The organism is Chitinophaga sp. OAE865 (assembly GCF_040546735.1).
Classification (GTDB): Bacteria; Bacteroidota; Bacteroidia; order Chitinophagales; family Chitinophagaceae; genus Chitinophaga; species Chitinophaga polysaccharea_A.
In genome coordinates this window covers 2,379,957-2,394,377 of sequence record NZ_JBEPOF010000001.1, presented here as the reverse complement: position 1 = coordinate 2,394,377, position 14,421 = coordinate 2,379,957, and the positions used below count along the sequence as shown (strand labels likewise).

Genomic DNA, 14,421 nt, shown 5'->3' with positions numbered 1-14,421 from the left:
GAAATGAAAAAATTGATCATTGCAACAGGCTTGTTGCTTGGCGGATTCTTCGCGCAGGCACAGGTCAAAGGGGTAAAGCATGTTATCCTGATAGGCATGGATGGCTTCGGCGCTTACTGTTTCCCGAAAGTGGACAACCCCAACATGAAACAAATGATGCAGGACGGTGCGTGGACCTTGCAGGCCCGTAGTGTATTGCCTTCCTCCAGTGCGGTTAACTGGGCCTCTATGGTGATGGGCGCGGGTCCTGAAGTACATGGTTATACAGAATGGGACAGCCGCAAACCGGAACTGCCTTCCCGCGAACTGGATCAGTATGGAATGTTTCCTTCTATTTATACGTTGTTGCGCGGGCAGCAGCCAAAGGCAGAAATAGGCGTTATTTACAGCTGGGATGGTATCGGTTACCTGTTTCCCAAAGCGGCGGTTAACAAAGACCTTGGTACGCATGATAACGACAGTCTTGCTACCGCAGCATCTGTAGCATACATCAAGGAGAAGAAACCGGATTTCCTGTTCATCCATTTTGATGAGCCCGATGGAACGGGGCACAATATTGGTCATAATATACAACCTTACTTCGACCAGGTAGCAAAGAATGATGTGTTGCTGGGGAAAATTCTGCAGGCTGTGAAAGATGCAGGGATGTGGGATAACACCATTATCCTGCTCACGGCAGATCATGGCGGTATCAGGAAAGGACATGGCGGCAAAACGATGGAAGAAATGCAGATCCCCTGGATCATCCGTGGCCCTGGTGTGGCAAAAAACAAAGAGATCAAAAGCAGCGTGGTTACCTACGATACTGCTGCAACTCTTGCCTGGATCTTCGGGCTGAAAACACCGCAGGTGTGGACCGGAAGACCCGTAACGGAAGCGTTCAAATGATATTCATATGAAAAAAATGCTGCTTATTACGATGGTGTGTGTGGCCGGTGGCGCCCTCTTTGCACAAACACAAAAAGTAAAAGTGCTCACCTACAACATTCATCATGGGGAGAACATGAAACAGGTACTGGACCTCCAGGGTATTGCCAACGTGATTCTGGCCACCAATCCCGACCTGGTGGCGCTGCAGGAGGTAGACAGCGCTACCGGCCGTACCAGCCAGTCGGACCAGCTGAAAGAACTGGCCTCCATCACCGGCATGTATACCTACTTTGCCAAGGCAATGGATTTTGATGGCGGTGGTTACGGCACTGGTATCCTTTCCCGCTTTCCCATCAGCAGCAACACTACCCTTTTATTACCTTCCGGAAAAGGAAATGAGCCCAGGGCAGCAGGTATTGTTACCGTAAAACTGCCTGGCGACAGCTCCCTGCAGTTTGTGACCACTCACCTGGATGCAGGCAAAAAGGCCGGCGACCGTATTGCACAGGCGAACGAACTGGCCGGCTATTTCAGGGCAACGGCTACTCCCGTTATTATTGCAGGAGATTTTAACGCCGCACCTGCATCAAAAGAAGTGAACATCCTGAAAGAAGTGTTCATGGACGCAACCAGCCAGATGGGACCTACATTTCCTTCCGATTCGCCGAAGATAAAACTGGATTATATCATGATTGCTCCCAAACACCGGTGGACAGTCACCGGTGCACGGATCATTGAAGAAACCGTTGCATCAGACCACCGGCCGGTGCTGTGTGAGCTGGAAATGAAATAAGAAAAAACAATCCATTATATGACAATGAAAAGCGTAATTCACCTGTGCCTACTGATGGCTGCAGCCGGCCTGTGGAGCTGTTCCCAACGGCAGCCGGCTGTTCCCAGGGGCAATGTGAGCATCATTCCTATGCCTGCCAGCATCAGCGAAACAGCTGATTCTTTTTTACTGGACAAGCAAACCGTGATTGTTGCCGGCAATGAAAGCGACAAAAAAACAGCCGCTTTATTCAATGCCTGGCTCAAAGAACTTACAGGCTATGAACTGGAGGTTAAAGCGCAGGGAGATAAAAATGCCATCCTCCTGCAAACCGGTAACGACAGTACTAACGCAGAAGGCTATACGCTTACTGCCAGTCACAACAACATCATCATTAAAGGCAACAGTGGGGCCGGCACTTTTTACGGCGTACAGACGCTGATCCAGCTGCTGCCGGTGGAAAAAGCACACGCTATGTTTGTACCCGGCGTAAGCATTACCGATGCGCCACGCTTTGCTTACCGCGGGCTGCACCTGGATGTGGGCCGGCACTTCTTTTCTGTTGATTTTATAAAGAAGTATATCGACCTGATGGCGATGCACAAGCTGAACACGTTTCACTGGCACTTAACAGAAGATCAGGGCTGGCGAATTGAAATCAAAAAATATCCGCGCCTGCAGGAAGTGGCTTCCAAACGGAAAGAAACAATGGCAGGCCGTTATGCCGACAATAAATACGATGGCAAACCTTATGGTGGCTTTTATACACAGGAACAGGTAAAAGAAGTAGTGCAGTATGCTGCTGATCATTTCATCACGGTGATCCCGGAAATTGAAATGCCGGGACATTCACTCGCGGCGCTTGCTGCATATCCCAACCTGGGTTGTACCGGGGGGCCGTATGAAGTAGGTACCCGCTGGGGCGTATACGATGATGTATACTGCGCCGGTAACGACAGCGTTTATCTTTTCCTGCAGGATGTGCTGGACGAAGTAATGGCGCTGTTTCCCGGCAGGTATATCCACATTGGCGGTGATGAATCGCCCAAAGTACGCTGGGAAAAATGTCCTAAATGCCAGGCACGCATGAAACAGGAAGGGTTGAAAGATGAACATGCCCTGCAAAGCTATTTTATTCAGCGAATGGAGAAATACCTGAACAGCAAAGGCAGGCAGATCATCGGCTGGGATGAAATACTGGAAGGAGGTTTGGCGCCCAACGCCACTGTAATGAGCTGGAGAGGCATTGAAGGCGGTATTGCTGCAGCCAGACAAAAACACGATGTAATTATGACACCGGGCGAATTCTGCTACTTTGATCATTACCAGTCGAGAGGCCCCAATGAGCCACTGGCTATCGGCGGATTCCTGCCGGTAAGCAAAGTATACTCCTACGAACCGGTGCCTTCAGAACTGAACAGCGATGAAGCCAAATATATCAAAGGCGCGCAGGCCAACGTATGGACAGAGTACATTAACAACACCAACTATCTCGAATACATGGTATATCCGCGTGCAGCTGCTTTATCGGAAGTGCTTTGGTCGCCAAAAGATAAGCGTAACTACGACAACTTTACCGAACGTTTGAAAGTGCATCTGAAAAGACTGGATCTGAAAAAAGTAAACTATGCCAAACATGTTTTTGAAGTGACCGGCAAAGTAACGGATAACGGTAAAGGCGGTGTGGATGTAATACTGGCTTCCAAACTGGATGGCGGTAAAATATTTTTTACCACCGATAGTACTGCTCCTACCCCTCAGGCGACTCCCTATACCACGCCCGTGCAGATCACGCATACCGGCACGCTGCGCGCACAGGTGTTCCTGGATGGCAAACCTTTTGGCAATGAATACAACCAGGCATTTTTATTTCACAAAGGACTGGCTAAAAAGATCAGCAGCATGACCGCGGCAGATGCTGGCCACCGGCCGGATACCAACTTCGTGCTGGTAAATGGTATAGAAGGGAATGCCGCTTACAACGACAATGAGTGGTTTGGATTCAACGGAAAGGATATGGAAGCAATAGTGGAACTGGACAGTGTACAGGATATTCACCTGGTGGGCATTAATACTGTCAATGCAAAGGGCGACTGGATCTACCCGCCGAAACAGGTAGTGTTTGCGGTATCTGACGATGGTAAAACATTTAAAGAGGTATACAAACAAAGCACCTTTGCACAACAGGGTATCAGCAAAGTAAGAGGCCATTTGCAGGCGGTGCGTGGAAAGTTTGTGAAAGTGCAGATGCAGAACTTTGGTAAGATTCCCGCCGGGGCCCCAGGAGCAGGCAACGGTGCATGGCTGTTTGCTGATGAGTTTATCATCAATTAAAAGAGAAAACCGTCCCGGCAAAATGCAGAACGGTTTTCATTTATGACTCCTACACCAAAAATGTGATACGGCCTTCAACCGCTGTGCGCTAAACATATTAACGAGATCAAATATTAAATGGTTTATTATAAGCTGAAGAAATTATAATTTAAATATTGCTACATAAAAATGCGCGTTAGCAGTAAATTCTTTAATTTTCCGGCTCGTTTTTAAACCGCATCTAATCAAAAACGTTTACAAATGACGATTAATCATCAGGAAATCGAACTGATCGACAGCTTTGAACAAATTGCTGTGGAAATACATCCTTCTGCCAAAGAAGGTTCCAAAGCAGTAGCACAGGAAATTGCCGCACTGATCCGCGAAAAGCAGGCTGCCGGCCAGGATTGCATTTTAGGACTGGCCACCGGCTCTACTCCTAAATATCTGTATGCAGAATTAGTACGCCTGCACAAAGAAGAAGGGCTTAGCTTTAAGAACGTCATCACATTTAACCTGGATGAGTATTACCCTATAGAGCCGGATGCTTTACAGAGCTACAACCGCTTTATGAAAGAGCATCTGTTCAATCATGTTGATATTCCTGAAGGCCGGTACAACATACCTGATGGTACCATTCCAAAGGACCAGATCAAGAAATATTGCGAGGCTTACGACAAACGTATTGAAGACTTAGGCGGTATCGATATCCAGGTACTGGGTATTGGTAACAACGGTCACATTGGTTTCAACGAGCCCGGCGCCAACATTAATTCCCACACCCGTCTGGTGACGCTGGACAACAGCACCCGTTTAGCCAATGCGTATGAGTTCCCGAATATGAGCCAGGTGCCACGCCTTGCTATCACCATGGGCCTCAGCAGTATCTTTAAAGCAAAGCGTATCATCCTGATGGCATGGGGCTCCCATAAATCAAAGATCGTTCGCCGTTCTGTAGAAGGGCATAGTACCGACCAGGTGCCTGCTTCCCTGCTGCAGCAACATGCCAACTGCAAGTTTGTGATCGACGAACAGGCAGCGGCTGAACTCACCCGTTTCAATGAACCATGGCTCACCGGCGACTGCGAGTGGACACCAGGCCTGATCCGCAAAGCGGTAACCAGCCTGGCCCTGAAGCTGAACAAGCCTATCCTGATGCTCACCGATAAGGACTACAACGAAAATGGTTTGAACGACCTGATCGTACAGTATGGTTCTGCCTATGAGCTGAATATTGAAGAATTCAACGCTATACGTGATACTATTACCGGCTGGCCCGGAGGTAAACCAGGCCCGCAGTTACCCAATCACCCTGAGCGTTCAGAACCCGCTAAAAAGCGCGCGCTGATCTTCTCTCCGCATCCTGATGACGATATCATTTCTATGGGCGGTACTTTCATCCGCCTGCATGAACAAGGCCATGATGTACATGTAGCTTACCAGACCTCCGGTAACATTGCCGTAACAGACGAGTTCCTGCTGCGCTTCATCGACTTTGCCGTAGGTTTTGAAGGAATGTTCGACATTGACAAAAGCAAAAGCTCCCTGATCCTGGATGAAGCAAAAGCATTCATCCGTACCAAGAAGCCAAGCCAGAAAGATACTCCTGAGATCCGCGCTATCAAAGGGCTGATCCGCCGTTGCGAAGCAAAAGCCACCTGCCGTTATGTAGGTATCCCGGAAGAAAATGCCCATTTCATGAACCTGCCTTTCTATGAAACCGGTTTGGTGGAAAAGAAACCAATGGGACCTGAAGATGTGGCAGTGACCGTAGAACTGCTGCGTAAACTGAAACCGCAACAGATCTTCTGCGCCGGCGATCTTGCCGATCCGCATGGAACCCACAAGGTGTGCCTGGACATTATCTTTGCGGCCCTGGAAATCGTGAAAACTGAAGACTGGGCGAAAGACTGCTGGGTATGGCTGTACAAAGGCGCATGGCAGGAATGGGATATTCATGAAATTGAAATGGCCGTTCCTATGAGCCCCGACCAGGTAATGCAGAAACGCCTCGGTATCTTCATCCACCAGAGCCAGAAAGATGTAGTGCCTTTCCAGGGAACAGATCTCCGCGAGTTCTGGCAGCGTGCTGAAGACCGCAACGCCAACACGGCCGACCTGTACGACCGCCTGGGCTTGCAGAAGTATGCCGCCATGGAAGCATTTGTACGTTATCATTTTATGTAAATAAAATCATAATTTTAGGGGGCTGTGATAACCATCGCAGCCCCTTTTATTTTTTTATATGAATCTGAGCAGAGCGATCGAAATAGCTACTACCGCCCATAAAGACCAGGTAGACAAATACGGGCAACCCTATATAGGACACGTGTTCCGGGTAATGCAAATGGGGCGCACCGAAGACGAGAAAATTGTTGGCGTACTGCATGACGTGGTAGAAGATACCGACTGGACCTTTGAGGCCCTTGAACAGGAAGGACTAGCCCCTCACCTGCTGGCAGCCCTTTACTGTGTTACCAAGCTGGAGGAGGATGAAGATTACAACCACTTCGTAGACCGTACCCTCCAGAACCGTTTGGCCTGCATGGTTAAGCTCAACGACCTGACCGACAACATGGATATCAGGCGTATGACAGCAATAAAAGAGCAGGATATAGCCCGCCTGAACAAATACCTGCACGCTTACCGCCGGATAGCGGCCGCTGTTATCCAGTAGAATATTTTTTCAACGCCTTCCGATTAAACTATTAAATTACAGTAGAAAACAGAATAGCCATCAATGGAAAACGACATCCTCATTGATTTTAGGTTCGCTGCAAAAGAGAAGCCAAGGTTCGGTGAATTATTCTTAATCACAGGAGAAGAGCATCCTAAATTTCCAGCCAGGAACAAAGCATTCGCACAACTGGCCCCATTGGGTTTTGAACAACTCGATGATTTTTTTGGTATCCTTAACAGCGAAGAATCAGGCGATGATGTGCTGATCTGGCTTTTCCCCATGATCAACGGGGAAGAAGTGTTTCACAACAGCGGCCCTTTCGATGCCATAAGGCTGTCTTACAGCGCCCTGCGCAATGCACCCGCCACTATCAGCCTTCTGCAGGATTGCTTCCATACCCTCAAAGCCCTGCCCGATGTGGAAGTGGAATTTGAAGGCGCCGCCATCAGCGATTTCAATCCTGTACAGAAAAAGGCAGATGAAATTGTGGCCCACTGGCGGGCAAACCATATAGAGCCCGGCTCCGAACAAAGCCTACTGATCGATGAAGAAGATGAGGACGACGATTGGGAAGAAGATGAAGACTGGCAGGAAGAAGACGACTGGGATGAAGATGCGGGGGATCAAAAAGAAAAATAATACCTTGAATATAAGCAGGCTTACCGCCTGCTTTTTTTATTCATATATTTTGTAATTTGGGTTCACTGTACCTAACCTGACTTACGCCAACAGATCATGAAGAAACAAGCCAACAAAAAAGGCACAGCAGCAGCATTGTTGCTGGTGGCCACCTTGATACTGGTATTGCTTATTTCCGGTATTCCATCTGCCCGGAAGGCTAAAAAGGAAAACTGTGCCCCTGTTACCGGCGTAGTACAGGAAATTAAAAACGGGCCTCCCGGTATCATGATCCACCTGAAGCAGGACCCTAAAATTTATTACATCTCCCGTAAAACCAATACCGGTATATCTTTAAAAACACTTGAGCAGCAGCTGGCGGGTAAAAGCATACAGCTTTACACCACGCAGGACTGGTCGCCCCTGGACCCGTTTTCCACCATGAAACAGGTATACCGTTTGCAGATAGCCGACACCGTTATATTCACTGAATTCTAGGCCCAATCTTTGTGCAGATGCAGCAAGAATGGAAGCCGGAGTACTTCCATCCGCCTAAAACAGTAACTTTCATATGCATCTCAACAAACAATTACCCTGCCTGCTACTGGCAGTATTACTGGTATCGTGCAACCTGAATAACAAACCAAGCAAATACGACAACGAAGAAGATATAGCCAACAATAAAAAAAAGTCATCCACTGCCCCCGCCACCAAACCTGCCCGCAGCAAGGCTCCCATCATAGGTGAAAGAATTAATGGCGCCGCCGCTATCCTGAATAATCCCGGCGGAGAACCGCTGGTTACTCTGGCAGATTATATCCCGTTACGCTGTGCACCTCTAAAAAAAGACTGGTACCCGGTGAGCCTGGACTTTGATATTACGAAAGATGAATTCAGCAAACCCCTTTTTCACAAAGGCCGCAAAATAAAGGTAAATGGCGTGGAAGCAGGCGTGCTGCAACGCGATATCAAACTACCGGTAGCTACCAACGGCGAAAGGATGTGGGCTACCGTTACCGGCTATACGCAGAAGAAAAATATCCGCAATGGCAGCATCATCGAATCTGGGTTAAGCAGCTACCTGAAGCAACATACAGGCCGCAGCATCGACGATATGGATCCCTTTATCCACAATTTCAAACTGGAAAAAGAAACTATCCTTAAGCCCTATGTGCTGTATTTCAACTATGAAAGCGGCATCGATGATCCCAGCCCCTTGTACCGGCTGGCTCTTGTGTTCCAGGGAAAACAGCTGATCGGTGTGCTGCATGCCCGGCCCCTTCAGCTGGATGGCAGCAGTGTACGCAGGCTGCAGCGCGGTTTTACCGTTAGCTATCTCAATGGTATCGACAAAAGCCTGAAAGAAGATTTTGCTGTGAAGTTCAACAAGTTTATTCTTTCTGTTGATTAAGCCCATAACTTTTAGTTATCATCTATCACTTATAAACATTTGACTCCGGGGGTTGTGATACGGAACTTTGTGATCCAGTTACAAACGTTTTGTGTATGCAACAACAGAATACAGCGGCCGCCTGGCTGCCGGAGAACACACAGAAAATAATTTTCCTCACTGCAGCAGCCATCACACTGTTGCCGGTGGTAACACCGCCTGTAGCTTTGCTGCTGGGAGTAGCATTGGCGCAAACCAGCGGCAACCCTTTTGCGGCAGTCACCCCGCGCATTACGCACTGGTTGCTGCAATTGTCGATCATTGGAATGGGCTTTGGCATGAATGTGCATAGCGCGCTGCAAACCGGTAAAGAAGGATTCCTGTTCACCATTGCGGCTATTGCTGCTACCTTACTAACGGGCGCACTGCTGGGCAAACTGCTGGGGATCGATAAAAAAACGTCTCATCTTATTTCCTGCGGCACAGCTATTTGCGGGGGCAGCGCTATAGCTGCTATTGCACCCGTGATGAAAGCCGGGGAAAAACAGGTATCCGCTGCATTGGGCATCATCTTCCTGTTGAATGCATTGGCCCTTTTTATATTCCCTGCAGTGGGTCACGGACTGCATTTAACCCAGCAGCAGTTTGGCCTCTGGAGCGCCATTGCCATTCACGATACCAGCTCTGTAATAGGCGCTGCCGGCAAATATGGAGATGAAGCACTGCAGGTAGCTACCACCGTGAAGCTGTCGCGCGCTTTATGGATCATTCCCGTAGCATTCATAACTACCCTCTTATTTAAAACGGATACCGGCAACATCAGGATCCCCTGGTTTATTGCTGTATTTGCAGGCGCCATGGCACTTAATACCTGGATGCCCCAGTTTCAGCCAACGGGTCTCTTCCTGGTAAAAAGCGCCAAAACCGGCTTATCCCTCACGCTGTTCCTGATAGGTACCCATTTGAGCCGGGAAGCATTACGCTGTATAGGCCGCAAACCATTGATACACGGGGTTATACTATGGGTGCTGATCAGTGCCGGTACCTTACTGGTTATTTGTTTTATGGCCTGATACCGGGGAAAATCCCGTGATAATCCTATTCTCATTTTTACATATATTTGATCACTGATTCTTGTGATACTGGCAGCATTTATCTCAATAACGATGATGACTACACACAATCTATGAGCCGGTCTCCAGCTACAAAATCCGGCACTTACATGGCGGCATTCCGGGCAATAGAAAGTACCAAACCGGAGAAAGAACGTCTTTTATACGATCCTTTTGCCGGCGCTTTCCTGTCGAAGTTCTACCAGCTTATACTGGCAGGTTGTATGGTTCCCTTCATCAGGAGAATTGTTACTGCGTGTATCCAGTTCCGTTGGCCGGGCAGCTTCACCGCTGCTGTTGCCAGAACAAGACTGATAGATGATATGATCATTCATGCGGTAAAATCACAGGGAATTAACCAGGTGATCATTCTCAATGCTACATTTGATACAAGGGCGCACCGCCTCAATGTTGGCATGCCATTGCATTATGTGGAAATGGATCATCCCACGCTTCAGTATACAAAGAAGAAGATCCTGTCGGCCCTGGTGGGGTTGCCCACTATTCATGTGGATTACGTGGAGCTGGATATGAACCGTCAGCAGATTTCCGAAGTGTTTCCCAAACTCTTCTATGGCTCGCACTATAAAACACTGTTCCTCTGGGAAGGGCTTACTACCAGGCAGGAAGCCAAACAGGCGGAAACAATCTTTCATCATGTGAAGAATTTTCATCCGGGCACACAGATCATTTTCACTTATGTGGAAAAAGCAGTGCTGGAAAACCCGACAGCCTTTTATGGATTTGTACGCATTAACCGGCTGCTGCGCCGTGCCGGTGAAAACTGGGATTTCGGTATCTGCCCGGAAGAGCTGTATGCCTACCTGGAATCCTATCACCTGCAACTGCATTACGATGGCGGCGCCGATGATTACCGCGCAAAATATTTCGGCGAAAAGAGCAGGCATATGAAAGGCTATGAATATTTAAGGGTAGTAAGAGCAGAAGTGAAATAGCAGCCGTATCTTCGGTGTATTATTTAGCGCTCTGCATATGCATATTCACTACTTTCAGCATGTACCTTTTGAAGGATTAAGCTGTATTGCCGGCTGGGCCAACGATCACCGGCACACAGTAACCCACACCCGCTGGTATGAAAGCACCGACACATCTTCCCTCGCGGCTGCCGACTTTCTCATCATCATGGGAGGGCCAATGGGCGTATATGAACAGGATCATCATCCGTGGATGACTACAGAGATAGCGCTTATCAGGGAAGCTATCAGTCAGAATAAAAAAGTATTGGGTATTTGCCTGGGATCACAACTGATTGCGGCGGCACTGGGCGCCAACGTATACCCGCATACGCAGCCTGAAATAGGCTGGTTCCCGCTGGATGTGAGCTTCCAGGAGCGGGCCGCTCCGCTGGAAGGCGTACTGCCCTCCCATTTCAGCACCTTCCATTTTCACGGCGATACATTTGATATACCCGCCGGCGCTACCCGCTTTGCAGCCTCCGCAGCCTGCAGTCACCAGGCCTTCATTTACGGCGACCGGGTAATAGGCCTACAGTTCCACCTGGAATTAACGGCAGAAAGTTTGCAGGAAATGATCCTGCATGGCAGCAACGCCATTGCAGCAGGAGGACCGTTCGTACAAAGTGAAGAGAAGATACTGCAACACGCTAACCTGCTTACACAAAACACTGAAACCATGTACCGCCTGCTGGATTATATGGCAGCGCTGTAAATAAAATATGACCGTATGAATGCTGCGTTTGATGTATTGATTATCGGCGGCGGCCCCATTGGCCTCGCCTGCGGACTGGAAGCCAAAAGAGCAGGACTGAGCTATATTATCCTTGAAAAAGGATGCGTGGTGAATTCCCTGTATAACTACCCGTTGTACATGACTTTTTTCTCCACTTCTGAGCGACTGGAAATTGGTAACGTGCCCTTTGTGTCTATCAACCCGAAACCTACCAGGCCGGAAGCACTGGAATATTACAGGCGGGTAGCCACTTCACATGAGCTGAATATAAAACTGTTTGAAGAGGTAACGCAGGTAACGCCTAACGGCGGCGAATATACGATCACTACCGGCAAAGGTACCTATCATGCACGCCACGTGGTAATTGCTACCGGCTTTTACGATATTCCCAACCTGCTGAACATCCCTGGCGAAGAGCTTCCTAAAGTAACCCACTATTATAAGGATCCTCACTTTTATGCCACACAGGACGTAGTAGTGATAGGAGCACATAACTCCGCCGTAGATGCTGCACTGGAAACCTATCGCAAAGGCGCACGCGTTACCATGGTGATCCGCCAGGAAGACATTGGCTCCCGTGTAAAATACTGGGTACGCCCGGATATTGAAAACCGCATAAAGGAAGGTTCCATCAAGGCATGGTTTAAATCTTCGCTCACCGCCATCCGTGATAAGGAAGTGGACATTGCAACACCAGATGGCCCTATCACTATTGCCAACGATTTTGTTATCGCCATGACCGGCTACCAGCCCAACTTCAGCCTGCTGGAAAAATCAGGCATCGCCTTATCAGACGACCGGCTGAGGTTGCCTTCCTATAACCCGATTACTATGGAAACCAATATGCCGCGCATTTATTTGGCCGGTGTGGTTTGTGGCGGGATGAACACTCATGTGTGGTTCATTGAGAACTCCAGGGAGCACGCGGGGAAGATCATGGCGCATATCCGCGCTAATGCGTAGGGAGCGCCTTCGGCGCTTTAAATTGTCTGACTCAGGATTAAACTGATTAACCGTGATTACCAGGATTTGATCAATATTGATTTTAAAAGATTAAGGGAGATAAAAGCGAATATATTTGCTTTATCTCCCCTAACTATTATTAATCATAAAATCACAACATAATCAAATCCTGGTAATCACGGTTAATCAGTTTAATCCTGAGTCAGACAATTTTAATCGCCGAAGGCGATCATACAATATTCACCTCGCGCTCCAGTTCTACGCCGAATTTGTTCTTCACGCTATCCAGCACCTGCTGGGACAAGTGATAGATGTCACTGCCCTTTGCCTGGCCGTAATTCACCAGTACCAATGCCTGCCGGGCATGAACACCTGCATCGCCGCTACGGTATCCCTTCCAGCCGCATTGCTCAATAAGCCAGCCTGCGGCCAGCTTGAAATGATCATCTGCTACAGGATAGGCCACCATGCCAGGAAATTCCGCATGTAATTTTTCATAAACTTCTTTCGTAACCGTAGGATTTTTAAAGAAGCTGCCCGCATTCCCTATTTCCGCAGGATTGGGTAATTTGGAAGAACGGATGTTGATCACCGCCTGGCTGATGGCCTGGATAGAAAGCTCCTGCACATTCATGCGCTGAAGCTCCTCATTGATGGCGCCGTAGCTGGTATTAAAATGCGGCCGCTTGCTTAACCGGTAGGTAACAGACAAGATAACAAACCGGTTCCTGTATTCCTTTTTGAAGATGCTTTCACGGTAGCCGAAATGGCAACCGGCGTTATTAAAGGTAACCATACTGTGATCGTCCAGGTGGAAGGCTTCCAGTTCATGGAACACATCCTTTATCTCCACGCCATACGCGCCGATATTCTGCATAGGACTGGCGCCCACATTGCCGGGTATCAGTGAGAGGTTTTCAAGTCCGGCCAGGTTTTGCGCAATACAATGCTGCACAAACCCATGCCAGTTCTCTCCTGCTCCTGCTTTCACATATACGTAATCGTTATCCTCTCCGGTAACGCTGATGCCTTTGATATTGTTTTTCAGCATCCAGCCATTAAAGTCCTGAGTGAAAAGGATATTGCTGCCTCCGCCGAGGATCATCCGGGGCAGGCCATCCTGCTGCTGCCGCCTGGTAATATCCATCAGCTCTTCCACGGAGGAAAATGGCGCGAAATAACGTGCAGTGGCGTCGATCCCGAAAGTATTATATGATTTGAGCAGAACATTTTCTGATACCTGCATAATAACTTAAATTTATGGTCAGCAAAGATAGCCGCAAATCATTTAGAAATCATACATCCCATAATCTGGTTCCATGAATAAAACGGCAATTGTATTAGGCGCAACAGGACTTACAGGCACGCACCTGGTGGCAGCACTGCTGCACGACCCTGCCTTCAGCAAAGTAAAGGTACTGGTGCGGCAGCCATGGGCACATGCCAGGCCGAAACTGGAAAGCATTATCGTGGACTTTGATGATGATGAAAGCCTGGCCGCAGCGTTGCAGGGCGACATCCTTTTCTGCTGCATTGGCACTACCATTAAAAAGGCCGGCAGCCAGGAAAATTTCAGGGCGGTGGATTATGGCATTCCGGTAAAATGCGCCAGGATAGCGAAGGAACAAGGCGTTTCCCAATTCCTGCTGATGTCTTCCATTGGCGCCAATCCCCGCTCACGCAACTTCTATTTGCGCACCAAAGGGCAAACAGAAGACGCTATCCAGCAAACGGGTTTCCACAGTGTGAATATTTTCCGTCCTTCTGTACTGATAGGCCAGCGTAAAGAATTCCGCTTAGGTGAATGGATAGGAAGATATCTTATCCAGCTGTTCTATTTTTTATTACAGGGAAGATGGAAAAAATACCGGGGTATCAAAGCCGCTACCGTTGCCAACGCCATGATAGTAGCTGCAAAAGAGAATGATGAAGGAGTGAGCATCTATGAATCCGATGCTATCCAAAGCATGGGCGAGTCATGAAAATCCGGAAT

13 protein-coding genes and 1 pseudogene are annotated in these 14,421 nt (G+C 48.4%); 13 read left to right on the top strand and 1 reads right to left on the bottom strand.

Features of this window, described 5'->3' with window-relative positions; all coding sequences use genetic code 11:
- The first annotated feature begins 3 nt into the window (after nt 1–3).
- From ABIE50_RS09840 to ABIE50_RS09785, 12 genes and pseudogenes are all read left to right on the top strand, one after another.
- Nucleotides 4–888, top strand: a complete 885-nt coding sequence (locus tag ABIE50_RS09840) for an alkaline phosphatase family protein (protein WP_209863994.1) — start codon at nt 4–6, stop codon at nt 886–888.
- A 7-nt stretch (nt 889–895) separates the two neighbouring features.
- Nucleotides 896–1,663 carry an endonuclease/exonuclease/phosphatase family protein gene (locus ABIE50_RS09835; protein WP_209863996.1) on the top strand — a complete coding sequence of 256 codons (768 nt, stop codon included), beginning with the start codon at nt 896–898 and terminating at the stop codon, nt 1,661–1,663.
- 18 nt (nt 1,664–1,681) lie between these two features.
- Nucleotides 1,682–3,976: a glycoside hydrolase family 20 protein gene (locus ABIE50_RS09830; protein WP_209863999.1), complete on the top strand. Its 2,295-nt coding sequence runs from the start codon at nt 1,682–1,684 to the stop codon at nt 3,974–3,976.
- Between the two features lie 234 nt (nt 3,977–4,210).
- Nucleotides 4,211–6,142, top strand: a pseudogene (gene nagB / locus ABIE50_RS09825) (glucosamine-6-phosphate deaminase); the annotation flags it as partial.
- A 58-nt stretch (nt 6,143–6,200) separates the two neighbouring features.
- A complete protein-coding gene (locus ABIE50_RS09820; RefSeq protein ID WP_209864002.1) occupies nt 6,201–6,632 on the top strand; it encodes a phosphohydrolase in 432 nt (143 codons plus the stop codon).
- Between the two features lie 63 nt (nt 6,633–6,695).
- Complete coding sequence (locus tag ABIE50_RS09815; RefSeq protein ID WP_209864005.1) at nt 6,696–7,274, top strand: hypothetical protein; 579 nt, start codon at nt 6,696–6,698, stop codon at nt 7,272–7,274.
- 96 nt (nt 7,275–7,370) lie between these two features.
- Complete coding sequence (locus tag ABIE50_RS09810) at nt 7,371–7,751, top strand: hypothetical protein (RefSeq protein WP_209864008.1); 381 nt, start codon at nt 7,371–7,373, stop codon at nt 7,749–7,751.
- Between the two features lie 73 nt (nt 7,752–7,824).
- Nucleotides 7,825–8,664: a hypothetical protein gene (locus tag ABIE50_RS09805; RefSeq protein ID WP_209864009.1), complete on the top strand. Its 840-nt coding sequence runs from the start codon at nt 7,825–7,827 to the stop codon at nt 8,662–8,664.
- Between the two features lie 95 nt (nt 8,665–8,759).
- On the top strand, nt 8,760–9,716 hold the full coding sequence (locus ABIE50_RS09800; RefSeq protein ID WP_209864011.1) for a YeiH family protein: 957 nt from the start codon (nt 8,760–8,762) through the stop codon (nt 9,714–9,716).
- A 113-nt stretch (nt 9,717–9,829) separates the two neighbouring features.
- Nucleotides 9,830–10,711: a class I SAM-dependent methyltransferase gene (locus ABIE50_RS09795; RefSeq protein WP_209864013.1), complete on the top strand. Its 882-nt coding sequence runs from the start codon at nt 9,830–9,832 to the stop codon at nt 10,709–10,711.
- A gap of 37 nt (nt 10,712–10,748) precedes the next feature.
- Complete coding sequence (locus ABIE50_RS09790) at nt 10,749–11,444, top strand: type 1 glutamine amidotransferase (protein WP_209864015.1); 696 nt, start codon at nt 10,749–10,751, stop codon at nt 11,442–11,444.
- 15 nt (nt 11,445–11,459) lie between these two features.
- The gene (locus tag ABIE50_RS09785) at nt 11,460–12,428 is read left to right on the top strand and encodes a YpdA family putative bacillithiol disulfide reductase (RefSeq protein WP_209864017.1); all 969 of its coding nucleotides are present in this window, start codon (nt 11,460–11,462) and stop codon (nt 12,426–12,428) included.
- Between the two features lie 229 nt (nt 12,429–12,657).
- Here ABIE50_RS09785 and murB read toward each other — a convergent pair whose 3' ends face one another.
- Nucleotides 12,658–13,674: a UDP-N-acetylmuramate dehydrogenase gene (gene murB / locus ABIE50_RS09780; RefSeq protein ID WP_209864019.1), complete on the bottom strand. Its 1,017-nt coding sequence runs from the start codon at nt 13,672–13,674 to the stop codon at nt 12,658–12,660.
- 73 nt (nt 13,675–13,747) lie between these two features.
- On the opposite strand from murB, the gene ABIE50_RS09775 reads away from it, so the two are divergent.
- Entirely contained in the window at nt 13,748–14,410 is a 663-nt protein-coding gene (locus ABIE50_RS09775; RefSeq protein ID WP_209864022.1) for an oxidoreductase, read from the top strand.
- The last annotated feature ends 11 nt before the right edge of the window (nt 14,411–14,421 follow it).

What these genes read in the sequence shown, in the direction of transcription:
- ABIE50_RS09840 (WP_209863994.1), top strand. Translation starts at nt 4, where the DNA reads ATGAAAAAATTGATCATTGCAACAGGCTTGTTGCTTGGCGGATTCTTC.
- ABIE50_RS09835 (WP_209863996.1), top strand. Translation starts at nt 896, where the DNA reads ATGAAAAAAATGCTGCTTATTACGATGGTGTGTGTGGCCGGTGGCGCC.
- ABIE50_RS09830 (WP_209863999.1), top strand. Translation starts at nt 1,682, where the DNA reads ATGACAATGAAAAGCGTAATTCACCTGTGCCTACTGATGGCTGCAGCC.
- ABIE50_RS09820 (WP_209864002.1), top strand. Translation starts at nt 6,201, where the DNA reads ATGAATCTGAGCAGAGCGATCGAAATAGCTACTACCGCCCATAAAGAC.
- ABIE50_RS09815 (WP_209864005.1), top strand. Translation starts at nt 6,696, where the DNA reads ATGGAAAACGACATCCTCATTGATTTTAGGTTCGCTGCAAAAGAGAAG.
- ABIE50_RS09810 (WP_209864008.1), top strand. Translation starts at nt 7,371, where the DNA reads ATGAAGAAACAAGCCAACAAAAAAGGCACAGCAGCAGCATTGTTGCTG.
- ABIE50_RS09805 (WP_209864009.1), top strand. Translation starts at nt 7,825, where the DNA reads ATGCATCTCAACAAACAATTACCCTGCCTGCTACTGGCAGTATTACTG.
- ABIE50_RS09800 (WP_209864011.1), top strand. Translation starts at nt 8,760, where the DNA reads ATGCAACAACAGAATACAGCGGCCGCCTGGCTGCCGGAGAACACACAG.
- ABIE50_RS09795 (WP_209864013.1), top strand. Translation starts at nt 9,830, where the DNA reads ATGAGCCGGTCTCCAGCTACAAAATCCGGCACTTACATGGCGGCATTC.
- ABIE50_RS09790 (WP_209864015.1), top strand. Translation starts at nt 10,749, where the DNA reads ATGCATATTCACTACTTTCAGCATGTACCTTTTGAAGGATTAAGCTGT.
- ABIE50_RS09785 (WP_209864017.1), top strand. Translation starts at nt 11,460, where the DNA reads ATGAATGCTGCGTTTGATGTATTGATTATCGGCGGCGGCCCCATTGGC.
- murB (WP_209864019.1), bottom strand. Translation starts at nt 13,674, where the DNA reads ATGCAGGTATCAGAAAATGTTCTGCTCAAATCATATAATACTTTCGGG.
- ABIE50_RS09775 (WP_209864022.1), top strand. Translation starts at nt 13,748, where the DNA reads ATGAATAAAACGGCAATTGTATTAGGCGCAACAGGACTTACAGGCACG.